We start from the raw sequence: 26,644 nt of genomic DNA, 5'->3' as shown, positions 1-26,644 counted from the left end.
CGAAAAACCTGTTTCATGTACAAGCACCTGTTCTTCGACCTTGACCACACGCTGTGGGATTTTGACCGTAATTCAGCCGAGTCGATTACTGAATTGTTTGAAACGTTTCGGCTAGTCGATTTAGGTATTCCTTCTGCCGAAGAGTTCAGTCGGCACTTTGTTACGATCAATCGACAGTTGTGGGCCGATTACGACAAGAACCTTATTGAGCATAGCTACATCCGGCAGCACCGCTTTCCGCTGGTTTTTCAGGCTTTGGGGGTCGATGAGTCAGCAGTCCACGCGGACCTCAACACGGAATACCTGCGGATTTTACCTCGCAAGCCGCACCTGCTGGAATCAGCGCGTGAAGTACTGGATTACCTGAAAGAGAAAGGCTACGTCATGCACATCATCACCAACGGTTTCGCCGAAATTCAGGCGATTAAGATGGATAGTGCCGAAATAGCGCATTATTTTACCCATGTCGTTACGAGCGAGAATGCCAATGCGAAGAAGCCGAATCCGCTGGTATTTCAGTACGCGATGGAAATCAGCGGAACTAATGCGCAGGAGAGCCTGATGATCGGCGATAACTACGAGGCCGATATCATGGGCGCAAAAGGCGTTAATCTGGATACGGTATTTTACAATCCGCAGGGATTACTTGTCGATGATCAACCGACCTACGACATTCGCCACTGGAAAGAACTAATTGCGATTCTGTAAAACGTTTAGCACGTTATGCAACTAAACTCATCAACGGCACTGATAACCGGTGGCGCTTCCGGCCTTGGGGAAGCAACCGCCCGACTGCTGACCTCGAACGGGGCTAACGTCGTCATCGTCGATCTTAATGAAGAACGTGGCAATGCATTGGTTGAAGAACTAGGAGCAACCGCCCGCTTTATTAAGACTAACGTTACCGACGAAGCGGATGTACAAGCGGCTGTCAATCTGGCAGTAGAAGCGTTTGGGGGTTTACACATCAATGTGAACTGTGCGGGGGTCGCCGAAGCTCGTAAAACCGTAGGTAAAGTGGATGGTGTTTACGGAGCGCATTCGCTGGCGGCTTTTCAAAAAGTAATTTCTATCAACCTGATCGGCACCTTCAACGTCATCCGGCTGGCGGCTCTGGCGATGGAACACAACGAACCAAGCGGCAGCGACGGTGAGCGGGGGATTATCATCAACACCGCATCAGTAGCGGCTTACGACGGCCAGATCGGTCAGGCGGCTTATTCGGCGTCAAAAGGTGGTATCGTGGGGATGACGTTACCCATCGCGCGTGATCTGGCTCGTTCCGGCATCCGGGTGATGACCATTGCACCCGGTTTGTTCGAGACGCCCTTACTGGCAAGTTTACCCGAAGAAGCGCGCTTATCACTAGGTCAGCAGGTGCCGTTTCCATCGCGGCTTGGCCGACCCGACGAATACGCGTTGCTCGCTAAAAGTATTATTGAAAATCCAATGCTGAACGGTGAAGTGATTCGGCTGGATGGTGCTATCCGAATGGCTCCGAAATAAATGCTACCAGTTACTATCTACGACAAAGGCCGATCAAGTGACCGGCCTTTGTCATGAGTACGTTTTGCGAATTAATATCGGCTAACGATCTGGTTATTTTACCGAAATCACTTGTATATCGAAACGGAGTGGCGCGTAGGGAGTGATTTTGTATGAATTTCCGCTAATCACACCGGTCGTTCCGTAGCCAACGGTTGAGGGGAATAATATAGTCGCCGTTTCACCAACGCGCAATTTCGACAGCCCTTCTTCAAAGCCTTTCACGTACCGGTTGCCGCCCAGCACCGCGTCAAAATTCTGTCCGGTACTATCAAACGGAGCGGCAGCTCGCAGTTGTCGGCCTACATATTTTATCGTAACCGTCTGATTAGCGCCAAGGGCTGCCCCAGTTGGGTTCGCTTTGGTTTTGATAACCCGCACTCCTGTCGACGACGAATCACTAACCACCAACTTTCTATCGGCGATGTACTGCCGAATTTGCTGATCTTCGGTACGGGACCGGTTTAGCTGCACGTCGAACCGTACAACCGAGTAAGCAGGCAGGTTTGCGTTAACGGCATTGTTTCCGTAACCCAGATACGACGGGATCAGGAACGTTGCTTTCTCGCCTTCGTGCATCAACCCTACACCCTCCTCCAGACCGGCCAGAATGGATTGAATACCCAGCGGATAATAAACAGGTTTACCACTTACTGTACTGTCAATCAGCACATCCTGTAAATTATACGACTTGTACATAAACTCTACTTCTTCCCCAAGCGACGGTAGTTTACCGGTTGTGGGTGAGGTGATCACGTAATACAAACCCGAATTGGTTGTCTTACCATTCAGGTTTTTAGCCGTGGCGTACGTTTTGATCTGCTGATCGTTCTCAGCAAATCGTGTGTTCGACGCGTCGATATCCTGTTGGGAGCAAGCGGCTACTCCCCCAATCAGCAATGCACCGCAAATAAGTAATTGAAGCTTACGCATGGAATTAAATAGACAAATAGATACTAACTAGTACGCATAATGACCCCGTAGTGTGGCGTAGCGTTGGGACGGAAGTCAATTTTTTCAATCCAGAACCAGACTTGCGCCTGCTTTTAACGCTTGAAACCGCTCAGAAGATACATTTTTTTCGGCTAATGCCTTTGCCAGATCACGCACTGGTTCGGCGGCTCCGTCATCGGCTAGCGGAAAGGTACCAAAATGAATGGCCACGCTTTGCTGCGACTGAACATCGGTATGGATCTGCACCGCTTCGAACGGTGAACAGTGAATAGGGGCCATAAACCAGGGTGGCTTATACGCGCCAATTGGAATCAGCGCCAGCCGTAACGGACCGAACTGCTTGCCAATATCCTTGAAAAACGTGCCGTACCCGCTGTCTCCCACAAAGTATAACTTACCGGCTACTTTACTATCGATTACGTAACCCGCCCATAGAGTAGCATTTCGGTCGAACAGGCCCCGACCCGAGAAGTGCTGCGCGGGAACACAGTGAATCGCCGTGCTGTCATTGAAGGCAACGGACTGACGCCAATCCATCTCCTGAACATTCCGACAATTTTTTTCTTCCAGAAATGCTTTCAGACCCAGTGGGCAGAACACCGTTGGCTTGTCGCGATCACAGAGCTTTTGCACCGTTCCAATATCCAGGTGATCCCAGTGGTTATGGCTCAGCAAAAGTACGTCAATTTTAGGCAGTTCATCGAAACGAATGCCCGGCGGGTTGTTTCGTTTGGGACCCGCAAACTGCACCGGACTTACGCGTTCGTAATACACCGGATCGGTCAGTACGTTCAAGCCATCGAACTGAAGCAATACTGTCGAGTGGTTAATGAATGTCACTCGTACCGTCCGGCCTTCAACGCGCGTGGGCGGTGGCGGACCGGGTGGGTCATTATGGTAGGCTGGCCAGGGGTCACGGTGGCGGTTGAGCGACCAGGCCAGCACTTCCCGAAAGCCTTTAGCTTTTACCCCATCCAGATTTTGAAATTCATTCCCGTCGAAATGATCACTGATCGGTCCGGAATAGCGAGGTCCCGAAACAGCGTAGCCGATAATCAACGCCACAATAACAACCACCAGAATCAGCACACCTAATCCAAGCAGCACTTTAGACCACATAGCCATCAGCAGAATTCGGTCGATTGGTCCGATTTACGGTTGCAACACCTGATCAATAATATGAACGACGCCATTGGTAGCAACCAGATCGGCGGTTCGGACGATAGCTGGCGTTGTATTCTTATTGCCTTTTACCCCCAACACACCATTACTGGCGGTTAAGTTCAACCGGTTACCACTCAGCAGGGTATTGACCGAACTTGTCTGAATCTGATACGACAGGTTTAGGCCAGAAACGATGTGGTACGAAAGCAGCGACGAAAGCGTTTGCGTTGAAGCGGTTTCGATAGCGCTTATCGTTTTGTAGCCAGCGGCCATAAAGGCATCGTCATTCGGCGCAAACAACGTAAGCGGATTCGAAGCGGACGTGTTGCTGAGCGACGCGATCAGGGACGGGTTGCTACTGTCAACGCGTTTGACGGCAGCCGCCAGAAAGGTCAGTCTCGGATTGGCTTGAATCGTGGCCAGAATAGACCCGGCGGATGGCGTCAATACGCGATCAATCACGTGAATGATACCGTTGGCGGCTTTAATATCCGGCTGGGTAACCCGGGCACTGTTAACGTAGATCGTACCTCCTCCGGCATTGTTCAGGTAAGCCACCCCCTGGCTAGCCGTCAGCACCGCATTTTGCCCGGACGGAATGGCTGACGAGGTAACGGGCGCATTGAGCGCATGGTAGAGCAGCATTGTCTTGACCTGCTCTTTCGACATGGTCATAATGGTAGCCACCGACGAGATCCCCGATGCCTGAAAAGCCGCATCGTTGGGCGCAAAGAAAGTCAGATTAGCGGCTTTGAGTGCATCACCGGCATTGGCATAAGCCATTGCTTCTTTAAGCAGGCTAAACTGTTTATCTTCCAGAATCTGATCCGTAATCGTTTTGGGCTCGGCAACAGTCGTATCATCTTTTGTACAACTTAGTAACGCTGTCAGCAGTAGCCCCAAAACAGCCAACTGGCCTCGGCCCAGAAGCAATGAAAAAAATCTAGTCATACGAAGTGAACAATGAAATAAGAGGTCTTTGTACGTCAAACGTAACGGTCCCGCTTATGTTTCCCGTGTGCAAAGATAAACGGGCTCCCAATAGTAACTACCAGACCAGGCTTACCGGCACGTTCAATCCAGTGAGAAAAAATTGTTCTGGCCCGCCCAAAAATTTAACTTATAACAAATTTTAAGAAATTGGATTTCAGGGCAAGCTCACTCTTTATCGGGATTTATAGGTACTTTTGTAAGATTGATTCTTAAATAAAGTTAAAACTCCCCCATTGGGATGAAAGAACTCATTGACCCGAGCAATCTGCCTCAGCACATAGCCGTTATCATGGACGGAAACGGACGTTGGGCGAAACGGCAGGGCGCTGCCCGGGTGTTTGGCCATCGGAATGCCATTAAGGCTGTGCGTGAGGTAACAGAGGGTTGTGCCGAGCTGGGCGTTAAATTTTTGACGCTTTACGCATTTTCAACGGAAAACTGGAACCGACCAAAATTTGAAATTGATGCACTCATGACGCTGTTGGTTCATACGATTCGGGGCGAAATAAAAACCCTGATGAATAACAACGTGCGGCTGACCACCATCGGTAACACGGAGAGCCTTCCCGGCGACTGCCAGCGCGAACTGGCCGAAGCCATGCGGGAAACAGCGGGTAATACGGGTTTAACGCTGATCCTGGCGTTAAGTTATAGCGGACGCTGGGAAATTTTGGAAGCGGTTCGGCAGATTGCCACGGATGTCCGCGACGGACGGATGACAACAGATGACATCAATGAGACGCTTTTTGGCCATTATCTGACGACGGATGGCATCCCCGATCCTGAGTTGATGATCCGAACCAGTGGCGAGATGCGTATCAGCAACTTCCTGCTTTGGCAGTTGGCGTATTCGGAACTTTACATGCCAGATGTACTCTGGCCGGATTTCCGCAAAAACCATTTGTACGAAGCCATTTTGAACTATCAAAAACGTGAGCGCCGGTTTGGGAAAACCAGCGAGCAATTAGTTAAATAAAGTTTTCAGTCGTTGGTAGATGAGTTTTGAGAAATCTGGCCGAGCAAAGCAACTGAAAACTCACCTACTGAAAAACAGAAAATCGAAAACTGTACAATTCACTTGAAACACCGTATAAAACTCGTACTGGGAGCTTTTTTGTTGCTCACTAGTTTATATCCGGCCACGCTTCGGGCGCAGGTTCGTGTGGGCGTCGGACGAGGTACAGAAACCCCGCTCAGCAACGATGAATTGCTGAATTACGCCAATCCTAAAGATTACGAAATTACCGGGCTGACCATGACGGGAACCCGTTATCTCGATCCCAACTCACTGGTATCTTTATCGGGCCTTAAAGTCGGCGATAAAATCCGGATTCCGGGGGAAGCGGTTGGCTCGGCGGTTCGCAAACTGATGGAGTCGGGTCTGCTCGACAACGTTGAGTTGTTTGCCAACCATGCAGGCGAAGGCAAGGTTACGCTGATGTTCCGGGCTCAGGAGCGGCCCCGCCTTTACCGGGTTACCTTCCTGGGTGTCAAAAAAGGCGAACAGGATCAGTTGAAAGATAAAGTGAAGCTGAATCTGGGTAAGATCGTTTCGAACACCATCACCAAAAATACGCAGATGGCCGTTCGGAAATTCTTCGTCGATAAAGGCTATCTGAATACGAAAGTAAAAATTACAACCATACCGGATAGCGCCCGCAATAACGCGACTATGCGCGTACTGGTCGATAAAGGGCAGAAGGTCAAGATTGCCAAGATCTCGTTCGAAGGCCGGGATGAGGTCGAAGAATCCGCCGTTCGGATGAAGCTTAAAAGCACCAAAGAGAAACGCTTTGGCCGCTTGTTCTCACCGTCGAAGTTTGTCCCTAAAAAGTACGAAGAGGATAAACAGAAGCTGATTGAATATTACAATAAGCTTGGCTATCGGGATGCGGCTATCGAACACGATACAATCATCCACAACAGCAACAACACCATCAGCATCAATATGACGCTGAACGAAGGGCATAAGTACTACTATCGTAATGTTGACTTCTCGGGCAACTACCTGTATCCTGCAACCCGTCTGCGCGATGTACTTGGCATCCAGAAAGGTGATGTGTACAACCCAGAGGACCTAGAGAAAAAGCTGAACGGTAACCCCGGACAGGATCTGAGTTCACTATACATGGACGATGGCTATTTGTATTACAATGCACAGCCTATTGAGAAAAGCATCGATGGCGATTCGATAGATCTGGAAATCCGCATTTTCGAAGGCAAACAGGCTTCGATCAACCGCATTATTCTGAACGGTAATACCAAAACCAGTGACCATGTGGTTATGCGCTCAATCCGGACGCTGCCGGGCCAGAAGTTCTCGAAAACGAACCTCATTCGTACCCAGCGCGAGTTAGCCACGCTTGGCTATTTCGACCCGGAGAAAATTGGTATCAACCCCATTCCGCAGAATGACGGCACGGTTGACGTTGAATACACGGTTGAAGAGAAACCATCGGATCAGATCGAATTGTCAGGCGGTTGGGGTGGCTACGTCGGTTTTGTCGGAACGCTCGGTTTGACGTTCAACAACTTCTCGGCCCGCAACATTCCGAATTTCAGCGCCTGGAGGCCCTTACCAGCGGGCGATGGGCAGCGTGTACAGTTGCGCTTCCAGGCCAACGGTAGCCAGTATCAGGTGTATTCGCTGTCGTTTACGGAACCTTGGTTGGGTGGCCGCAAACCCAATGCGCTGTCAGTAAGTGCCAGCCACACGGTTTATCGCACGTTCTACGATCCAACAAATCCGCTTAGTATCTACCAAAGCCTTAAAGGTCGTAAACCAACGGGTTCGTACACAAACACCGCTATTACGGTTGGCTTAGGCCGGCAGCTAAAAGTCCCCGATGACTTCTTTACTCTGAGCAATTCCTTGTCGTATCAACGGTACGATTTGAATAACCTGGATTTGTTCTACATCGGGTATAGCAACGGTATCTCGAACAACTTCACCTTCAATACAACCCTTTCGCGGAACAGCATCGATAACCCGCAGTTCCCGCGCTCTGGTTCGTCGTTTACGTTGAGTGGTTCGTTTACCCCTCCTTACTCCGCTTTCCGGACAGTGACCACAACAGAAAAGCCGGAAGACAGATACAAGTTTGTAGAGTACCACAAGTGGATGTTTGACGCCAGCTGGTTCCAGACGGTATTCGGCAAGCTGGTACTGAACGCACGGGCGCACATGGGTTTCCTGGGTAGCTATAACAAGCGCACGGCAATCGGACCTTTTGAGCGGTTTGTATTAGGTGGATCAGGTCTGGCTGGTCAGGGTCAGTTTGCGCTGGCACAGGACATCATTGGTCTACGCGGTTACGATGACCGGAGCGTTTACACAGCCGATTACGACCGGGTTCCTACAACCAATGCTCGTAGCCAGGGTGGAGTTGTGTACAACAAGTTTGTTACGGAGCTACGATATCCTATTTCATTGAACCCGTCGGCCACTATTTTCGTGCTGACCTTCCTGGAAGCGGGTAACAACTGGGCAAGCTACAAGCAGTACAATCCTTTTGATTTGAAACGGTCGGTTGGTTTTGGGGCTCGGATTTTCATGCCTGCTTTCGGTCTGATTGGTATTGACTATGGCTATGGTTTTGACAAGATTCCGGGTATCAAAGACAAAGCTTCAGGTCAGTTCCACTTTACAATTGGTCAGCAATTCAGATAAGATTTCGAACTGTTGAGCGTTAGTTGTAGATAAAAATCGGGTTGTTGCCCTAATGGCCGGTTCAATGAACTCGCAATTAAACCTTCGTGTTAGTTGTGTATCTAACAGGCAAAAGGCTGACATCCATAATTGACAATCAATTAGTTCGCGTAAAAAATTGATCGGCTGATAATGAAAAAGGGCCTTTTTTTCGTACTTTTGTGCGCCGTTTGTCTTGCGTTACCGGCACGAGCACAAAAATTTGGGTACGTAGACTCAGAGTTCATTTTGGGCAAGATGCCGGAGTATCAGAAGGCATTGAGCGAAATCGATAAGTTTGCGGATAAGTGGTCGAAGGACATTCAGGAAAAATACGCCGAGATCGAGAAATTGCAGAGATCGTATCAGGCGGAGGAGATCCTGCTGACTGAAGACATGAAACGCGACCGTCAACGGGTGCTAAGCGATAAAGAACGCGAAGCCAGAGAGTACAACAACAAGGTCTTTGGCTATCAGGGATTGCTTTTCGAGAAAAAGAAAGAACTGATGAAGGTGCCGATGGAGTTGGTGAACCGGGCAATCGAGAAAGTTGCTGTACAAAAGAAATTAGAATTTGTCTTTGACAAGGCTTCTGATTTTACGATGCTTTACACGAATCCCCGTCACGATTACACGGACTACATTATGGAGGAACTAGGTTTGGATGCAGCCAACAAGCCAAACAAACCAACAGCCGTTAATGCGCCAACCCAACCAGCCAACGGTACCCCCGACAATAAAACAACCATAAAACCGAAGTAGTACAAACAAGTAAACTGAGATGAATAAAAACCTCGTCATGGCATTCGCAACGGCTCTTTTGGTAGGCGGTCTGAATGCACAGGCACAAGCTCAAACGACAACGGCAGCTCCGACCACAACCGCAGCTGCTTCACTGAAGTTAGGCTATACGAATATTGATTATATCCTCGCGCAAACGCCTGAAGCAAAAGACATCCAGAACCAACTGACGATCCAGCGCACGCAGTCGGAAAACGAACTGAAGCGGATGCAGAAGGAACTGGAAGATAAATACGGTGCTTACGAAAAAGGCGCAGCGCAGATGACGGATGTTATCCGCAAAGACCGCGAAACGGAATTGCAGGGTTTGCAAGGTCGGATTCAGGAGTTTGGTCGGACCGCTGAGCAATCGCTGCAAAACAAATATGGCCAGCTGGTTAATCCTGTTGTGCAGAAGATTCAAAAAGCAATTGATGCGGTAGCCAAAGAAAACGCGTATACGTACGTTTTCAACTTGGACGCTGGTGCCAACACGACTCCAATCCTGTTAGTAGCTCCAGAAGAAAATAACATTACAGAGCTAGTGCTGAAAAAATTGGGTATCGACCCAACCAAGATTGCGACGCCAGCCGCTACCAACAACGCAAGCAAACCAGCTAGCGCGGGTTCAGGAGCAGCAACGCCCAAAAAAAACTAAGTAATAAATAGCCGATCCGGCTTATGCTTATAATCGCTCCCCGCCTTGGCAGGGAGCGATTTTTTATTGGATTTTCTCCAAAGTCTTGCTTTCTGTCACCTCATTAACATGCGCATTTGTTCAACGAAAAACATAATTATTACAGGGCATTTCCTAGATTTAACTAAGAAAAGTATCAAAACTGTCCCTTTGAATTAAACAGACGAAATCTTCGCCTTACTTTTACGTTTTTCAAGACAGACCACCTTTTGTTGTTGCTTATGAGCCGAACTGCCGGTACTATAGCGTGGCTGCTAATACTTCTCTCAGTTGTTGGCAGCTACGCGCAGGACGCCAAATCATTTCAATTACTACTACCTACGCAAGCTAACTGGAATACGGTACCAGAAGGTAGCACGATTCAGTTTGACTTGAAAACGAATGCAGTTCCTACTGACACCATAATCTATTCCTTTGGGGACAACAAGCAGGAAGGCATGCGCCTGGACTCGCTGGGTCATTTCAGCTGGACTCCTGGTTTCGATCTGGCCGACCGTATTCAGACGACCAAGACTTATCCCGTGACGTTTGAGGCCCGAAATCGACGTGGGCAAATGGCTTCTCAGACCGTCGATTTTAAAGTAATGCACGTTAACCGCCCGCCGGTCGTTGGCGACCTACAGCCGTTTTACGTGAGCTACCGAACGCAGAACACCTATAAAATCGACCCCGAAATTGTCCACGATGACGATGGCGACCCGATTGCCTTTATTCCTATTGCGGACCAGATGCCGGAAGGTAGCAAGCTTTCTTCACAGGGTGAACTGACGTGGACGCTGTCTTTGAATCAGTTTAATCGATTAAAGCAAAATCCACAGTACATCGAATTTTGGGTAGAAGACCAGCCCGCGAAAACGCGCACAAAAGGCCGTCTTAAGGTTCAGGTAACGGAAATGGACCTTCCTCCTATTATCCAGATTATACCAAAAGAGACCCACTACAAGCTAAAGGAAAACGCAACGGTAAACCTTAAGTTTTACCTCTCGGATCCAAACGGAGAAGACGACGTTACTACGTTCGGTTTTCTGTCGGACAATCAACAAATACCCAAGACAAGCTTAGTGAAAAACACGGATAACCAGTACGAATTTATCTGGCAGCCCGGCTACGACTTCGTAAAGGACCCCTATGATTCACTAAACACGCAAATCACGTTCTACGCCCTTGACAAAGCGAAGAACCGGGAGGAACGTCGCATCACATTTACCGTAATCAATACCGTAAACGAATTAGAGAAAGATCGGTACTACTACTCGCTCTATCGTCAGCTACTTGTACAGGCTTGGGGATTGGTCGAACAATTAGGCGAAAAAGAAGAACAGCTCAAGAAAGATTATAAGCGGGCTAAAGGCGGCAAACGGAACCGCTCGGTTGCCAACGCATCCCTGGGCGCAGTCACGGGCGTATCGCCAGCAATAACGGCTGACAGGCCAGATCAACAGCGTCTCATTTCAGCAATTGGTGGTACCGCCGTTCTGACGATGGGAACACTGGAAGCAACGGAAGTTATTGGCAAATCGATGAAAGACCTACTCGACCGCTATAATTACGTGTTGGGAAAGAAATCAGAGTTGCAGAACAAAGGAGATGTTTTTGCCCGGGAGTTTTCGCTCAAATCATCCCGCCGAAGCAATGAGTTTGTTAAAAAACTGGACGATTTTCGGAGCGCGATGAGCTTAAGCGGACTGGTTGCCTTAGAACTTGACGCCAACTGGCAAAGTAAGAAAGAAGCCTCCGACAAAGCGATCAAGCGAACGTTTAAGGATTTCACTCCTTTAGAAGAGACTCAATAAATCCTCTTCTAGCCATCAAAACGAAGGGCGTCTGAACAGTCAGACGCCCTTCGTTTTGATGGCTAGAGTATAAAATTGAATCAGGACTTCTTTAAATCAGACGAAAGGGAGTCTTCGTCTTTTGGTTCTTCTAACGTCACTGGCTCCGAAGAAGACGACGTTTTTTCGTCGTTACTCGTTTCGTTTGACAGCTCTTCATTCGTCTTTTCAACCTGTTTTTCGGCATACTCTCCATCCGTAAGCTCCGACATTGGTACTACTTCGGCTTGGGTAGCATCAGGACCAGAAACAGGCAGCAAACCATCTTCAAGGGTATGACCACCAAAGAAACGGCGCTGAAAGATTAGGATCATACAGACACCAATAAAGATGCACGAATCGGCAATGTTAAAAATTGGCGTTGAATAGTATTGTCCCCCCCAGACCGGTACCCAGTCCGGAATAAACCCTTCCCATACATCGACGAAAACCATGTCGATTACCTGACCGTGAAACCAGGGTGTCGGCGAACCGTACGGTGCATTATTCAAGAAGACGCCGTAAAATGTGCTATCAATTACGTTACCAACGGCTCCGGCCAGAATCATAGCCATTGCCCAGAGCAATCCATCGGGAGCCCCTCGATGCGCCAAATGAACCAAGTAATAGCCGATACCTACCATCGCAAAAAGCCGAAACACACTCAGCAGCAATTTGCCGTACTCATACCCTAGCTGCATTCCGAACGCCATTCCTGGATTCAACACGTAATGCAGTTTAAGCCAATCACCAACCAGTTTTATTTGACCCGCAAAGCCAGGAGCCATGTAAAAATGAACGGCTAGCTTCACGCCCTGGTCAATGAGAATCAGAATCAGGGTTAGGATAAAAAATTTTAGGGGACTTTTCTTGATCATAAAGCACAGGCACAGCATCGCTGCTGTGCCGTTATAAACAGTAAAAGCAAAGCAACAAATGCCGTGCCTTTCCGAAAAATTAATTACAACCTTTACGGCGCTTCAACTCATCGCTGACCAGCATAAACTCCCGGCTGCTTTGTCCAGCGATGGATTTGTTTTCCTCCGCCCGCCGGAATAGATAAGGCATTACCGTTTCAACAGGTCCATAAGGCACATATTTAGCCACGTTGTAACCCGCATTGGCCAGATTGTACGATATGTTGTCGCTCATGCCGAGCAGTTGAGCAAAGTAAATATGCGAATCGCCCGGTTCAATTTCATACCGTTTCATTTGCTGAACACAGTACTGGCAACTGTACTCATTGTGCGTGCCTAAGCAGAATGACACGACATCCCGGTTTTCCAGACAGAAATCGATAGCAGCATTGAAGTCACGGTCCGTATCTTCTTTCGTTGCCTGAATCGGATCCTGGTATTCTTCTTCGTGCGAACGAAGCCGTTCTTTCTCCAGATAAGCACCCCGAACCAGCTTGGCACCCAGGAAATACCCTTTTGCGTGCGCTTCGTTCACATCCCGGCGCAGGTGGTCCAGGCTTTCCCACCGATACATTTGATAAGTATTGAAAACAACGGGCCGCTCGTGATTGTAGCGATCCATCATTTCGTAGGCCAATGTATCAATCGTATCCTGAATCCAGCTTTCTTCGGCATCGATAAAGATTCGCACATTACGTTCGTAAGCCCGGCGACAAAGGGTATCAACCCGCTTAAGAACCCGGTCAAACTGCGCTTTCTGCTCTTTATTAAGCGAATCGCCGATCTGAACAGCTTCCAGAAGTTCAGTGGACGCTAAGCCCGTGACTTTAAAAACAGAAAAGGGAATATCGTCGGATTGACTGGCGCGCTCGATTGTCCGCAGGATTTCGAGCGTTGTCTCATCAAAGCTTTTCTCATTATCCTCGCCTTCAACGGAATAGTCAAGGATGGTTCCTACGTGTACGTTATGTAGATACTGAATTGTTTTTTCAGAATCCTGAATGCTTTCTCCCCCACAAAACTGTTCGAAAATCGTGTTTTTTATGAGGAATTTAATAGGGAGATGCAGGCGGAGGGCAATCTTTATAAAAAAAGTCCCTAAATTTACCAGCCATCCTTTATTCATCAACGCAAATAACCAGTAGGTCTTTCTCAGTTTTGAATCCGACTGGGAAGAAAAAGCAATCGAAGTGTCCTCGAAAGAGACAGGCTTCATGTTGGTCGTATGCGACCCAGCCTGAAACGAGCCATTGAACCGTTCGACGGTCTCCGGCATTACATTACTTCGGTTCGACATATCAGTGCTCCGTTCTGACGGCGCTACATCTATAGCTTAGGTTCGTATTCGGCTAACGCGACCGAAATATATAACGAAATTTCGGTCATTAAGTTAAAATCGCGATTACGACCTGTTTGACAAAGTGAAAACTGTTTTAGAAAAATAGAGGAACTAGCTTGACAGACAGCTGGTTCCTTCTGCAAATATACCATAAATTTGCATTGAAAAGTTCCCTATAGAGTAAAGGTGTTACTTGGAATATTAAGTGTTTAGTATGAAAGTAGAATTAGCCGTAGAGCCGCTTGGATCGTGGATTGAGACCAACGGCAAGCCCCTGATCATCGCTGGCCCATGCAGCGCCGAGACGGAAGATCAGTTAGTAGAAACCGCCCGCCAGTTGAAAGAACTAGGGGCTGTTCATGTTATTCGTGCAGGCGTATGGAAGCCACGCACCCGGCCAGGTAGCTTTGAAGGGATGGGCGAAGCCGCTCTACCCTGGATTCAGCGCGCCAAAGCCGAAACGGGCTTGCCGTTTGCCGTTGAAGTAGCAACTCCCGAACATATCGAGTTAGCGCTGAAATACGGCGTTGATATTCTGTGGGTTGGCGCACGTACCACCGTTAACCCATTTAACGTACAGGAAATTGCCGATGCCCTGCGCGGTGTTGATGTACCTGTTCTGGTTAAAAACCCGGTTAACCCTGATTTAGCGTTATGGGTAGGCGCGTTCGAGCGTCTGGCCGGAGCCGGTATCAAAAAGTTGGGCGCTATTCACCGTGGGTTTGCTACGGGCGAAGCCAGCAAATACCGTAATGTGCCAATGTGGCAGATGGCGATTGAGCTTAAGTCTATTTTCCCTCAGCTGCCTATCATCGGTGATCCAAGCCACATGGCGGGTAAGCGCGCTTATCTGAACGAACTGGCTCAGATGGCTATGGATCTCAACTATGACGGTCTAATCGTTGAATCGCACATCGATCCTGATAAAGCGTGGAGTGATGCCGCTCAGCAGTTGACGCCAGCCGCGTTTGGCGAAATGCTCGACCATCTGCAAATCCGCCAGGTTGAATCGCAGAATCTGGAGTTCCAGGGCTTCATGGATCAATCACGTCGCAGCATCGATAACGTAGACCGTCAGATTGTAGAAATGCTGGCTGCTCGTATGGCATTGGTTGAGCGTCTGGCTGAGTACAAGCGCGATAACAACGTGACGCTGTTCCAGCCTGATCGTTGGAAAGAAATCTTGAAAACGCGTACCGAACTGGGTCAAAAATTAGGTCTGTATCCTGAACTGGTGGAAGAGATTTACAAAATCATCCACATGGAGTCGATTCGGAAACAAACCGAAATCATAAACAGTACCGTACAGGGCGTATAAATTTTTATTATTGCCAAACGGGGTACCTCGCGTTCCAGACACGAGGTACCCCGTTTTTTATTTTATAGTTACTTTATTCGTAGCGTTAACGTCGAATTGCTGTAGCCGGCAAAGCAGCCTAGTCCTCCCTGAATATTGCTCGGAATCATAACGGGTTCAGCAAAGGGGTTGCCGCGAGTACGTCGCTGCCGAATCACCGCTGTCCAGTATTGATAATAGCTTGGTTCGATGTTAAGCAAGTTCATGGTTACAGTTGCCGTTTTGTATTGCCTCCTGAACGGCAGTTGTGTATCTACGTTTGCCCCGTTTAAGTAAGCTCGCCCAGAAATCATTTCGTCATTCCCATCCGCATCGGTAAGTAGCCCCCGACTATTATCGTCAAACGACAAATTACTAAACTCTTCCCGTTCTATATAACCCGGTTTAGTAGTGCATTCAGGGCAATCGGCAATAAAGCGGAACGCTCCCGTAACCTGGTAGTAATTGGTTTGATTGGCAACATCGTACCAGCGAGCCCGGACAAAATAGCGCTGTATTCTACCCGACTGTAATGAATCAAATCGTATGCTCGTAAGATCAACGGGTCCGGGTATCGTACAGCTACTCGTGGCCCGCTCGCCGTTGGGCGTTTGAACCGTAAGCGTATACGTTTTACCAACTGTAATTAGTAGCTCTCCCGCCCGAGCACTGTAATACGGTAGCCCATTCGCTTTGTAGCGTAAGTTCACCGACCGTCCCCCTTCGGAGATCGTAACGACAGCATCAACCACATCGTCGGCTTCATCTGCCAACGAATCATCAATCGTTACTGCTCCCCCAACGCTGTCGCCGACTACCGTTTGCGAGCGTGTCACCCGAACGGCAAGCACCCTACTTTGCGGAGATAAAAACCCATGCACAACCAACCGTGGCGATTCGGCTCCCAGCACAGATGGATCAACTTCGTTGCGCAAGCTATCGCAACCCGTTAATAAACCGGTCAATCCAATAAGGATAGTAAAGACAAAAAATAGCTTCGTACGCATTTTAAAACTTGAAATTGTAACTCACCGACGGGACGATTGGAAAAACCGAGTAACGAAATAACCCAATCCGCGACGGCTCAGTAGATAATGGATCGACGGCTTCTAACCGATAGAAATAAGGGTTACGACGATTGTACAGGTTGTACATGCTTATTTCCCAGGTTCGTTCGTGGTGTTTTTTCTGCTTATGAAACTGAATACTTACGTCGAAGCGGTGGTAGGGCTCAGCCCGAAACCGGTTTCTCTGCGTTCCGTAATCATCGACCGGGCGGCTATTTTGAAGAAGCGACTGTATAATACCGCGTCCGTCGTTGTCATACAGGTAGCTAGCACCCGCCCGGTAGGCATCGTACCGGGAGATCGGCATGGTAAGCGCGTTTCCTGTACCGTACACCCAAGTTGCTGACAACGTGATTCGTTTGTTTAGTTCATAGATACCAACCAGCGAAACATCATGACGACGGTCGTAGCGTGGGTAATAAGGCCGACCATTGTTCAACTCGGCAAATTGCCACTGCGTCCAGGAGAGCGTGTAGCCCGCCCAACCTGAAAACCGCCCGACTTTCTTTTGCAATAGAAATTCTGCGCCGTAGGACCAGCCCCTGCCAGCGGTCACATTATCCTCCCAGCGTACGCTATTCGCCGAAGTAGGGTCATTGATCAACAAAAAGCTGGCTCCTTCTTTATAGTTAATAATGTTGTCCATCGTCTTGTAGTAACCTTCGATGGTCAATGCCAAACCTTTGGTGAACGAACTCCCGGTCGTAAAATCTTTTGCAATGCCAACCGCCACTTGCTGCGATTGCTGCGGCTTTACCCGGTCGGTAGTAGGAACCCACAAATCGGTTGGCAGGCCGATTCCGGTATTTGAAAGCAAATGAACGTACTGGTTCATCAACGCATAGGACGCCTTGACAGACAAATCGGGTCGGAGTGTATAAGCACCAGAAAGGCGCGGTTCCGGGCGGAAATAGCCAACGTCTTTTTGTTGGAAATAGCTCAGGCGTAACCCACCATTGATGCGCCACCGGCTCGAAGGTCGCCAGATATCCTCCGCATAAACCCCGGATTCGGTAACGTCGATAGTATTTATGGTGCTGTTCAGCTGGTTGATCGCACTGTTTTGCAAGACAACGGCGCTGGGTGTAAAGCGGTGATACGTTCCCTGGACGCCAACTTTTACCGAGTGTTCAGGCGACGGATAATAATCGAAGTCGTACTTAAGCGAGAAATCCCGAATTCCCGAATTGTATTGAAGCGAATACAGCTGATTGTCTACCGTTCCCCGTTCGATAGACGCAATTTGAAACTTGTAATCACTATAAATCAGCGACAGATTCGAGAACAGTTTTTGACTGAAGAGGTGATTCCAGCGAAGTGTACTGGTGGCATTGCCCCAACTCAAGTCGGTATCCGTGTTCTGGGTTCTGTCACGGGCATGAAACTTATCCCGGCCAAAGTAGCCGCTTAGGTACAATTTGTCTTTATCGCTCAGGTCGTAATTTGCCTTGGCGTTAAGGTCGTAGAAGAAATACCCAATCTTTGTCTGACCACGCGTTTCGGCATTGATAAGCGGAGCCGCCAGAATATCCAGATACGTACGACGACCCGATATCAGAAAGGAGCTTTTCTTGTTTTTGGTCAGGGGGCCTTCGAGCGTCAGCCGCGACGCGATTAGCCCGATACCGCCTTCGCCGTGGAGCTTTTCGCGGTTACCATCTTTCAGGTTCATTTCGATTACCGACGACAACCGCCCACCGTACCGTGCCGGAAAGCCTCCTTTTATTAACTCGACGCTCTTGATCGCATCACCGTTGAATACAGAAAAGAAGCCGAATAGATGGCTGGCATTGTACACGACGGCGTCGTCCAGAATAATTAGGTTCTGGTCCGGTCCCCCACCCCGCACGTAAATGCCGGTCTGCCCCTCAGAACCTTTCTGAACACCCGGCATCAGCTGAAGCACTTTCAACACGTCTTTCTCTCCCAGAAAAGCCGGTATCTTTTTGATCTGCGCAATTGGAATATCGATTGCACTCATCTGAGCACTCTCGCTAACTTTTTCACCCGTCGATTCGGCGGGCACGTTCACCTCTGCTAAGGCGCGTCCGGGCGTAAGCGCTACACTGATTGTTTGATTAGCGCGTAGTTGACTGGCACGCGTAACCGTTTCGTAACCGACGAATGAGTAGGCCAATCGAACGCTATCCTGCGCAGGCAGCGTCAGCGAGTAAAATCCGTACGTATTCGTTGTGGTACCTGTCGTCGTGCCGGGAATGTAAACGTTTACGCCAATTAGAGCTTCCTGGCTCCCTATTTCGCGCACATAACCGCTTATAGTTGCCCGATTGGTCACTTTCTGAGCCCATACATTGTTATACAGATAGAAAAAGCTCACTAGAGCGTAAAGACCAAAACGCATAAAAGAGAATGAGGTGAAAACGGGTAGATTGAGGCAGGGCAGTAAGCTCGCTTACCAGCGCAATAAAGCTAATCAATCTATTAACCTTTTTTATCGACAAATCGTATACACAAACCGGGCAAAGAGTTTTTACGCTGCTTACTTTTTGGCCCTGAGCCAAACAAAACAACTGATTACAAGGTAGTACAACCGTAAACAACCGCTGGGCTGAAAACTTCACGACGATGCTCCAATTTGATAAACTTTCGCTGAATATACCTGATACTACCAAACCGCGCGTCGTCATTATCGGCGGAGGATTTGGTGGTATGAACTTAGCCAAAAGCCTGAAAAATAAAGATGTTCAGGTAGTGTTGCTCGACAAACAAAATTACAACGGTTTCTGGCCCCTGCTGTATCAGGTAGCAACCGCCGGACTTGAACCGGATGCTATTGCCGAACCCTTCCGGAAAATGTTTGACGGCTTCGAGGATTTCCATTACCGGATGGTGCGTGTCAACAAAATTGATCCAGCAGCTAAAACGGTAACCACGACCATCGGCGACTTGCATTACGACTATCTGGTCATTGCTACGGGAACAAAATCAAACTTCTTCGGCAATGAACAGATCAAGAAATATTCGTTTCCGTTAAAGACTATTCCTGAAGCGCTCAATGTGAGAAGCCAGTTCCTGCAATGCTTCGAACAGGCCAGCGTCACCACCGATCCAGTTGAACGGCAGAGTCTGCTGACGTTTGTTATTGCCGGAGCGGGACCGACCGGTGTTGAGATGGCTGGCTCACTAGCCGAGATGCGGAAACACGTTCTACCGAGCGATTATCCCGGTCTGGATTTCAGTCAGATGAAAATATACATCGTGGAGGGGCTGGGCAAGGTACTACCACCGATGTCGGATGAAGCCGGGCAAAAATCGCAGCGGTATCTCGAAGATCTGGGCGTTATTATCAAGCTAAATACGCTTGTCGAATCGTACGACGGCGATACGGTAACGTTTAAAGGCGGTGAGCAAATCAGAACGCAAACCCTGGTTTGGGGAGCGGGCGTAACCGGAGCTCTAATCGACGGTATTCCAGCCGAATCCATTGAAAAGGGCCGAGTGCTGGTAGACCCCATCAACCGCGTCATAGGTCTGAACGATGTATTTGCCATCGGTGATATTGCGTTCATGAAACTGGAAAAGTATCCAAGAGGTCATCCAGGGGTGGCTCAGCCCGCCATTCAACAGGGTGTGCACCTTGCGAAAAACCTACGCCGACTGATGAAGAACGAGCCAACGGAACCGTTCGAGTACTTCGACAAAGGATCACTGGCGATTGTAGGCCGTAGCCGTGCCGTGGCTGACCTACCGGGAAATATTCACCTCGGTGGTTTTATTGCCTGGATCTCCTGGCTTTTTGTGCACATCTGGTACCTGGTCGGCTTCCGTAGCAAACTGATTGTTTTCAGTAACTGGATCTACCGATTGTTCACATACGAACGGGGTACCCGGATCATCATCCGACCTTTTGTTCGGAAAGATGATAAGGTCGGTCAGGAAATTCTCCTGAAAAACGAAATGAGTTAAGTAACCATAGCCCAAACACACAAACGGCAGCTTCTTGGCAAAGGAGTTGCCGTTTGTGTGTTTGGGCTTACCGACGAGGGTACGCACAGCCACTATTAGCGGTGTATTTAATGGCTACACAATTCATGTGCAGCTACAGAGAAGCGGTATTGACTAGAACGAATGAATTCCGCAGGGATTAACGACGACCCACGACCTTGAGCTGGTAGTGCAAAAACGATTTCATAAAACGTTTGCGCCAAATTCACGTTTTATTGGCTACTAGCTATTTTCTCTGATGCACAGGATTAACCTTCGCTCTACACTGTTTGTAAGTGCGCTATTCACCACCCTCACAGGTGCACTTTTAGCACAATCAACCGAGCCTTATCCCGGAACCGCCCCGGCGGATCAAGTCGATAGTACCAAAGGCGGTCCACTCGACTTGGGGAAAATGTGGACTTTCGATACCCCACCGAAGGAGTTTTTCACGAAGACATACGGCTTCAAACCAGACGATAAGTGGTTTGATGAGGCCCGGCTCGCATCGCTACGTTTTGCCGATTACTGTTCGGCTTCATTTGTTTCCGCCAACGGGCTGGTCATGACAAACCATCACTGCGCCCGCGAGTCAGGAACGGGGGTTACGCGCAAAGGAGAAGATCTGAACGCAACCGGCTTTTTTGCGAAAACCCTCACCGAAGAGCGTAAGGTAGACGGTTTGTTCGTCGATCAGCTCGTCAAGATTGAGGATATTACGAAACGTGTTCAGGACGCAATGAACGGCGTAGGCAACGAGCAGGCGCAGTTGCAGGCCCGCGAACAAGCATTGTCAACAATCAAGCAGGAATACAGCACAAAAGCAGGCTGGCAGGGGCTGGAATTGCAGACGATTACGTTTTACAACGGCGGGCGGTATGCGCTGTACGGCTTTAAACGCTACAACGACGTTCGGCTTGTATTTATGCCCGAATTGCAGCTCGGCTTCTTTGGTGGCGACTACGACAATTTTACTTACCCCCGCTACGCGCTTGACTGCTCTTTTTTTCGGGTGTACGACAACGGCAAGCCACTCCAGACTACGCACTTTTTTAAATTCAATACCAACGGTATCCGCGACGGCGAACCAATTTTTGTGATTGGTAACCCCGGTCACACCGAACGGCTCAAGACCGTTGCCGAGCTGGAATTTGACCGCGATTTGCAGACACCCGCAACCATTCAGCTGTTGCGTAACCGCTCGGCTGCTCTACAAGCTTATAATGCTACGGCCAAAAACGACAGCATCTTAAACGAGATCTTCAGCTATGAAAACAGCCTGAAAGCCTACGGTGGGCAACTGGCGGGTTTGCGCGATGCAAGTTTACTGGCCCGTAAGGCCAACTTCGAGCATCAGTTTCAGACGGCGGCCAAAGCCAAAAACCTACCCGCCGATCAGCTAAAAACGTGGGACGATATTGCCACCAATACGGCTCAGTTGCGTAGTCTGTTCAAGGATGCAAACTACCTGGCCCCCAGCGAGCGAATTATGGGTGAATACCTCACCTTTGCGAATGTGCTGACCCAATTTGGTGAGCTGTTGACTTCCCGTCCGCAGGATGCGGAAAGTGCCCGTTCGCTTCTGGTATCGCCAAACGTAAAAAGCGCTGTTCTGGAAGAAGCGTACCTGACCGCTCACCTGACCGAAGCTCAGACTGGCCTGGGTAACGACGACCCTTACGTAAAAACGGCGTTGGGAATGGTTGCGGGCAAACCCCGAACGCCTAAAGAGGCAGCGGCTTACTTGCTTAAAACAACTAAACTGAGCAATCCGGCCTTTATAAAAGAACTGGCTACGCGGCCCGGCTCAATTGCGGCCTCCGACGATCCGATGCTGGTACTTGCCCGCATTGGCTTCCCACGCTATGTGGCCGCAGCCCGTCAGGCACGACAAATCTCGCAACGGCAGGAGGTACTGCGCGGCCAATTAGGGCGGATGCTGTACGACGTATACGGCGCTGCCGTGCCACCCGACGCTACTTTTTCGCTCCGTATCAATGACGGCGTGGTTCAGAGCTATAATTACAACGGCACCAAAGCACCGATCATGACCACGTTTTCGGGCTTATACGACCGTAATTATTCATTTGCCGATAAAGCACCCTGGAATCTACCCGCCCGCTGGAAGAATCCACCGGCGGCCTTGTTGAAGGAGCCAATGTGTTTTATTTCAACCAACGATATTATTGGCGGCAATTCAGGAAGTCCTATGATCAACAAAAATCGGGAAGCAGTCGGTCTGGCTTTCGACGGAAACATGGAAAGCCTGCCGGGCGAGTTCATTTTTGTACCCGACGCAAACCGAACCATCTCGGTTCATACTGGTGGTATTATAGCCGCTATGCGCTACATCTACAAAGCAGATCGGTTGGTAAGCGAGTTGACCGGCGGTACTTCTGCGAATTCGACGGGTAAAGTATCGACGAAAAAGTAAGATTGCGCCCTATGAGTTAGTTGTTCAACAGACTAGCCACATAGCGCAAGAAACCAGCTAATTAAGGGCAGACAAAACGGGTCTGTCCTTTTTTTATTGCTTGGGGTAGACCTTCTAGTTAGCGTAGCTACCTATTTTTTTAAGAACCCGTGCAACATTTGTTTTTTTCTTCCATCTTTTCATTGATTACAATCTAAACTACACACTAGGCTGAAACTGTTGGAACCTAAACCATACCCAGATCGCCATGCTGACTTGGTCAGGCGCTGCCAACAGGGTGAGCGACGGGCTCAATATGAACTTTACCAGCAGTACGTCAAAGCGATGTACAACGTCTGCCTCCGTATTCTCAATCACGAGGCTGAGGCCGAAGACGTATTGCAGGAAGCGTTCATGGATGCGTTCAATCACATCAGTTCGTTCCGGGGGCAGAGTACTTTCGGGGCTTGGCTAAAGCAGATTGTGGTTAACCGGGCCATTAATCACCTGCGTAGTCGTCGCCTGGAACTCGTCGATATGGATTCAAATCGGTTTGGTGAAGACGATGGTCCCGACTTTGCCGATCCGGAACCCTACGACGAAGAAGGGACTCAGCTTGAAGTAGAACGGGTTAGGCGAGCGATGCAGTTGCTTCCAGAAGGGTACCGGGTTGTTTTGTCGCTGTATTTATTTGAGGGGTACGATCACGAAGAGATAGGCAATGTGTTGAATATTAGCGAAACAACATCCCGAACACAATATCTGCGGGGTAAAAAACGGTTGTTAGAATTATTGCAATGAACAACAAAACTAATGATGAGAAAAGATAATTTAGAACGCTTCATACGCGACAATCGCGAGGATTTTGACGACAAAGAGCCGTCCCTGGACTTGTGGCGTAAGATAGAAGCCGGGTTACCAGCACAACCGCCGGATGAGAAAGATTCGACGCCCGATCAGGCTCGGCTCGACAGCACCTTCCCATTTGGGCAAATTCATAAAAACGGGTCCGAATCGGATAACAACCAACTTGGTCAAGCAAGACTAGGTCAATCCAGGCACGACCGGTCTGGTTGGTCATGGTCGAGCCTGGACTGGCGAGTGGCCGCATCTATCGCCGTGTTATTGCTGGCGGGCAGCTTTCTGTACATGAATCACCAGTACGGTGTTACCCGTCAACCCGAAGTGGTGGCGGTCGGCCCTACCTACGCCAAAGAAGTCGTTCAGTATACGCGACTGATTGATGATAAGCGGGCCGAACTGAAACACATGACCGAAGATAATCCCGCTCTGTACGAAGAATTTGCGACGGACCTTAACCGGCTCGAAAAATCGTACCAGTCATTGAAAGCCGATCTGCCGAAAAATCCGAATCAGGAAATGCTGATTCAGGCCATGATTCAGAACCTGCAAATACAGATCAACCTGCTTAACGAACAGTTGCGTGTTATTCAACGCATTAAACAGCAAACGAATGAAAATCAGAATCCTGTATAGCCTATTGCTTTTCCTTTGCCCGCTGCTAACGCGAGCCGAGGACCCGATTGTAGCGGGCGCGACTGAACGAAAGAAAACCATTATCAAGCTATTCGATGTCGATGCCAAAGACAATCTGGTCGTTGACAATCAGTTCGGCGAAGTATCGGTGGGATTGTGGGACAAAAGCGAAATTCGCGTTCAAATCACCATCGTAGCCAACTCGGATTCGGACGAACGTGTCCAACGGTACCTGGATGCAGTTTCGATTGAAGAAAAACGGAGTGGCGATCAGATTCTCATTCGCACAAATTTCAGCCAGAATAAATTGTCGAACTGGAGTCTGAACAGCTGGAAAAACAACGGCGACCGAAACTTTGTAAAGATCAATTACGAAGTGACGATGCCCAAGAAAAACGCGCTGACCATTCGTAATAAGTTTGGCAACACCAGTATTCCGTCATTTCATGCCCCGCTGTCAGTTCATTCGCGCTACGGTAATTTTAGCGCCGATCAATTGCTGGGCCGCCAGAACGACATTGATGTTGCTTACGGCAAAGCTGATATTCACACGCTTGACGAAGGGAAACTGGACATTGCCTACGGTAATCTGGAACTGGATCGGGTGAACGTGCTTGTCCTGAGCAACAAGTTCGGTAAAATGAGCATCGGGGACGTTGGTAAACTGGATGCGGATATCAACTACTCAGGAGCGAAGATTGGCACCCTGCGCGAATCGGGAAAGATTAAACTCGACTTTTCGGGTGGTTTTCGGATCGAGCAGTTATCTAACAAAGTAGACAACATTGATATTCAGGCGAATTACTCATCCGTTGCCTTGCCGATGGAAAATGTAAACAACTGCGATTTCGACGTGACCGTTAGCTACGGCAACTTCAACTACGCATCCGATCAGTCGCTGCATTTTCGAACACAACCCGAAGAGAAGAGTAATTCGGGACCGCGTCTGACGAAGCAATACACGGGTAAAATCGGTAGCGGTTCAGGCCCTAAGGTTCGGGTTATCTCAAAGTTTGGGAATGTAAACTTCCGTTAGCTGCTCGATAACCGCCCGGTGTTGAGGGTATTCCTCAAGAAGTGTAGCGCGATCAGCCATTTCGAAATCGGCAAAGTCGAAACCCGGCGCAACAGTGCAGCCCACGAGCGAAAAAGCGCTACCCTCGGCGGGCTTCGAGCCAAACCAGCAGCCCGCCGGAACAACCGCCTGAAATACGTCGCCCTGTTCCAGCTTGTTGCCCAAACGAATAACTGTCAGTTCGCCGGTTGGATCGATTACGAAAACGTCTAGTGGTCCACCCGCGTAGAAATGCCAGATTTCGTCAGCCTGTATTCGGTGGAGCGCAGAAACGTGGTGGCTTTCCAGCAAAAAATAAATCGCCGTTCCAAACGCACGATTACCGCCGAATCGATCAGGCAAGGCCGAATGTGGAATCGTTTCGGCTGACCGGTAGGTTTCGGCGAAATAACCGCCCTCTGGATGGGGCTCCATCTGTAATTTCTGGACGTAGTAAGCAGCTGTCATCCGGAACCACCGTTCGTTTAAGCGTTAGAAAAAGTAATGGCCAGGCATTGACCTGGCCATTGTTGTTACTGGCGAGCCTTGATAACGTTGGTAAACTCGCGCGATTTGAGCGAAGCACCACCGATAAGACCACCGTCAACATCCGGTTGTGCGAAGAGCTCAGCCGCATTTTTCTCGTTGGCGCTACCGCCGTATAAAATTGACGTTTCCTGCGCTACCTCATCACCATACTGTCCGGCAATGTGCTGACGAAGCTCGAAATGCATATCCTGCGCCTGCGCCGATGAAGCCGTTAAGCCGGTACCGATAGCCCAGATGGGTTCGTAAGCAATAACGACTTTGCTGAACGATTCAGCCGACAGGTGAAAAAGGCTTTCGGTCAACTGATCTTTTACAAAACCGATGTAATCGCCGTTTTCGCGTAGATCGCGCGATTCACCGCAGCAAAAAATTGGCGTCAGGCCATTTTCAAGTACACTATTGACTTTTTCGGCCAACTGCGCATTGGTTTCTTCGAAATACTGACGCCGTTCGCTATGACCCAGGATGACGTATTCGACGCCGATAGACTGGAGCATCGGTGCCGAAATTTCACCTGTGTAAGCACCCGAAGCTTTCTCGTGGCAGTTCTGTGCTCCTAGTGAAATCTTACCACCCGGTGCGATGTACTGGCGTGATGTAGTCAGGTACAACGAAGGCGGACAAAGCACCACCTGAACGTCCCCCGTAACTTCATCCTTAACCATATTGATCACCTCCGATAGCAGGGCTTTCGCTTCCTCGAAGGTTTTGTTCATTTTCCAGTTACCGGCAACTATCTTTTTACGCATAGAACAGAAAATAATGTGCTAATAATCAACTACAATGAGTTACTTAAACAGGGCATTGTCTATCAACTCTGGGCGAAATTAGGGCTTTTCATCCGAACCCGTTGTTTGGAGCAGTGGTAAATTTTGTAAAGCGATCGTTCAACGGT

22 protein-coding genes are annotated in these 26,644 nt (G+C 49.1%); 13 read left to right on the top strand and 9 right to left on the bottom strand.

The features are described from left to right. Positions 1 to 15 precede the first annotated feature (15 nt). Entirely contained in the window at positions 16 to 708 is a 693-nt protein-coding gene (locus LQ777_RS01850; RefSeq protein WP_232560815.1) for a YjjG family noncanonical pyrimidine nucleotidase, read from the top strand. Positions 709 to 723: 15 nt separating this feature from the next. Then, positions 724 to 1,506, top strand: a complete 783-nt coding sequence (locus tag LQ777_RS01845; protein ID WP_232560814.1) for a 3-hydroxyacyl-CoA dehydrogenase — start codon at positions 724 to 726, stop codon at positions 1,504 to 1,506. A 93-nt stretch (positions 1,507 to 1,599) separates the two neighbouring features. Here LQ777_RS01845 and LQ777_RS01840 read toward each other — a convergent pair whose 3' ends face one another. The 3 genes from LQ777_RS01840 to LQ777_RS01830 all read right to left on the bottom strand — a co-directional run bounded on the left by LQ777_RS01840 (position 1,600) and on the right by LQ777_RS01830 (position 4,614). Continuing rightward, complete coding sequence (locus tag LQ777_RS01840) at positions 1,600 to 2,478, bottom strand: FKBP-type peptidyl-prolyl cis-trans isomerase (RefSeq protein ID WP_232560813.1); 879 nt, start codon at positions 2,476 to 2,478, stop codon at positions 1,600 to 1,602. Positions 2,479 to 2,562: 84 nt separating this feature from the next. Continuing rightward, positions 2,563 to 3,618, bottom strand: coding sequence for an MBL fold metallo-hydrolase (locus tag LQ777_RS01835; RefSeq protein ID WP_232560812.1), 1,056 nt, complete (start codon positions 3,616 to 3,618; stop codon positions 2,563 to 2,565). Between the two features lie 33 nt (positions 3,619 to 3,651). Continuing rightward, positions 3,652 to 4,614, bottom strand: a complete 963-nt coding sequence (locus LQ777_RS01830; protein ID WP_232560811.1) for a fasciclin domain-containing protein — start codon at positions 4,612 to 4,614, stop codon at positions 3,652 to 3,654. 280 nt (positions 4,615 to 4,894) lie between these two features. Between LQ777_RS01830 and LQ777_RS01825 the strand changes: the two genes are divergently transcribed. The 5 genes from LQ777_RS01825 (at position 4,895) to LQ777_RS01805 (ending at position 11,614) form a co-directional block, all read left to right on the top strand. Continuing rightward, positions 4,895 to 5,632 (top strand): isoprenyl transferase, encoded by a 738-nt coding sequence (locus LQ777_RS01825; RefSeq protein WP_232560810.1) that lies wholly within the window; start codon positions 4,895 to 4,897, stop codon positions 5,630 to 5,632. Between the two features lie 102 nt (positions 5,633 to 5,734). Continuing rightward, positions 5,735 to 8,326, top strand: coding sequence for an outer membrane protein assembly factor BamA (gene bamA, locus LQ777_RS01820; protein WP_232560809.1), 2,592 nt, complete (start codon positions 5,735 to 5,737; stop codon positions 8,324 to 8,326). A gap of 171 nt (positions 8,327 to 8,497) precedes the next feature. Then, positions 8,498 to 9,106, top strand: coding sequence for an OmpH/Skp family outer membrane protein (locus LQ777_RS01815; RefSeq protein WP_232560808.1), 609 nt, complete (start codon positions 8,498 to 8,500; stop codon positions 9,104 to 9,106). Positions 9,107 to 9,125: 19 nt separating this feature from the next. Then, positions 9,126 to 9,782, top strand: coding sequence for an OmpH/Skp family outer membrane protein (locus tag LQ777_RS01810; RefSeq protein WP_232560807.1), 657 nt, complete (start codon positions 9,126 to 9,128; stop codon positions 9,780 to 9,782). 260 nt (positions 9,783 to 10,042) lie between these two features. Then, on the top strand, positions 10,043 to 11,614 hold the full coding sequence (locus LQ777_RS01805) for a hypothetical protein (protein ID WP_232560806.1): 1,572 nt from the start codon (positions 10,043 to 10,045) through the stop codon (positions 11,612 to 11,614). Positions 11,615 to 11,694: 80 nt separating this feature from the next. Here LQ777_RS01805 and LQ777_RS01800 read toward each other — a convergent pair whose 3' ends face one another. Together LQ777_RS01800 and LQ777_RS01795 are read right to left on the bottom strand one after the other, a co-directional pair. Next, on the bottom strand, positions 11,695 to 12,510 hold the full coding sequence (locus LQ777_RS01800) for a lipoprotein signal peptidase (protein WP_232560805.1): 816 nt from the start codon (positions 12,508 to 12,510) through the stop codon (positions 11,695 to 11,697). A 79-nt stretch (positions 12,511 to 12,589) separates the two neighbouring features. Then, positions 12,590 to 13,846: a proline dehydrogenase family protein gene (locus tag LQ777_RS01795; protein ID WP_425276920.1), complete on the bottom strand. Its 1,257-nt coding sequence runs from the start codon at positions 13,844 to 13,846 to the stop codon at positions 12,590 to 12,592. 256 nt (positions 13,847 to 14,102) lie between these two features. Between LQ777_RS01795 and LQ777_RS01790 the strand changes: the two genes are divergently transcribed. After that, positions 14,103 to 15,206 carry a chorismate mutase gene (locus LQ777_RS01790; protein WP_232560804.1) on the top strand — a complete coding sequence of 368 codons (1,104 nt, stop codon included), beginning with the start codon at positions 14,103 to 14,105 and terminating at the stop codon, positions 15,204 to 15,206. Between the two features lie 68 nt (positions 15,207 to 15,274). Here LQ777_RS01790 and LQ777_RS01785 read toward each other — a convergent pair whose 3' ends face one another. Then, positions 15,275 to 16,231 carry a DUF4249 domain-containing protein gene (locus tag LQ777_RS01785; protein WP_232560803.1) on the bottom strand — a complete coding sequence of 319 codons (957 nt, stop codon included), beginning with the start codon at positions 16,229 to 16,231 and terminating at the stop codon, positions 15,275 to 15,277. Between the two features lies 1 nt (position 16,232). Next, positions 16,233 to 18,653: a TonB-dependent receptor gene (locus LQ777_RS01780; protein ID WP_232560802.1), complete on the bottom strand. Its 2,421-nt coding sequence runs from the start codon at positions 18,651 to 18,653 to the stop codon at positions 16,233 to 16,235. A 224-nt stretch (positions 18,654 to 18,877) separates the two neighbouring features. On the opposite strand from LQ777_RS01780, the gene LQ777_RS01775 reads away from it, so the two are divergent. The 5 genes from LQ777_RS01775 (at position 18,878) to LQ777_RS01755 (ending at position 25,182) form a co-directional block, all read left to right on the top strand. After that, a complete protein-coding gene (locus LQ777_RS01775) occupies positions 18,878 to 20,218 on the top strand; it encodes an NAD(P)/FAD-dependent oxidoreductase (protein ID WP_232560801.1) in 1,341 nt (446 codons plus the stop codon). 277 nt (positions 20,219 to 20,495) lie between these two features. Then, on the top strand, positions 20,496 to 22,670 hold the full coding sequence (locus LQ777_RS01770; RefSeq protein WP_232560800.1) for a S46 family peptidase: 2,175 nt from the start codon (positions 20,496 to 20,498) through the stop codon (positions 22,668 to 22,670). Between the two features lie 219 nt (positions 22,671 to 22,889). Further along, positions 22,890 to 23,450 carry an RNA polymerase sigma factor gene (locus tag LQ777_RS01765; protein WP_232560799.1) on the top strand — a complete coding sequence of 187 codons (561 nt, stop codon included), beginning with the start codon at positions 22,890 to 22,892 and terminating at the stop codon, positions 23,448 to 23,450. A 15-nt stretch (positions 23,451 to 23,465) separates the two neighbouring features. Next, a complete protein-coding gene (locus LQ777_RS01760; protein ID WP_232562782.1) occupies positions 23,466 to 24,146 on the top strand; it encodes a hypothetical protein in 681 nt (226 codons plus the stop codon). Further along, entirely contained in the window at positions 24,124 to 25,182 is a 1,059-nt protein-coding gene (locus LQ777_RS01755; RefSeq protein ID WP_232560798.1) for a hypothetical protein, read from the top strand. Before LQ777_RS01760 ends, LQ777_RS01755 begins: the two co-directional genes overlap by 23 nt. Here the strand turns inward: LQ777_RS01755 and LQ777_RS01750 are convergent. Both LQ777_RS01750 and tpiA read right to left on the bottom strand, forming a co-directional pair. Continuing rightward, on the bottom strand, positions 25,153 to 25,668 hold the full coding sequence (locus tag LQ777_RS01750; RefSeq protein WP_232560797.1) for a cupin domain-containing protein: 516 nt from the start codon (positions 25,666 to 25,668) through the stop codon (positions 25,153 to 25,155). The genes LQ777_RS01755 and LQ777_RS01750 overlap by 30 nt on opposite strands. A gap of 65 nt (positions 25,669 to 25,733) precedes the next feature. Next, positions 25,734 to 26,498 (bottom strand): triose-phosphate isomerase, encoded by a 765-nt coding sequence (gene tpiA / locus LQ777_RS01745; RefSeq protein ID WP_232560796.1) that lies wholly within the window; start codon positions 26,496 to 26,498, stop codon positions 25,734 to 25,736. Between the last annotated feature and the right edge of the window lie 146 nt (positions 26,499 to 26,644).

This window comes from Spirosoma oryzicola, assembly GCF_021233055.1.
GTDB classification, from domain to species: Bacteria; Bacteroidota; Bacteroidia; order Cytophagales; family Spirosomataceae; genus Spirosoma; species Spirosoma oryzicola.
The sequence above is the reverse complement of the archived record's forward strand: the minus strand, read 5'-3'. Positions and strand labels throughout refer to the sequence as shown.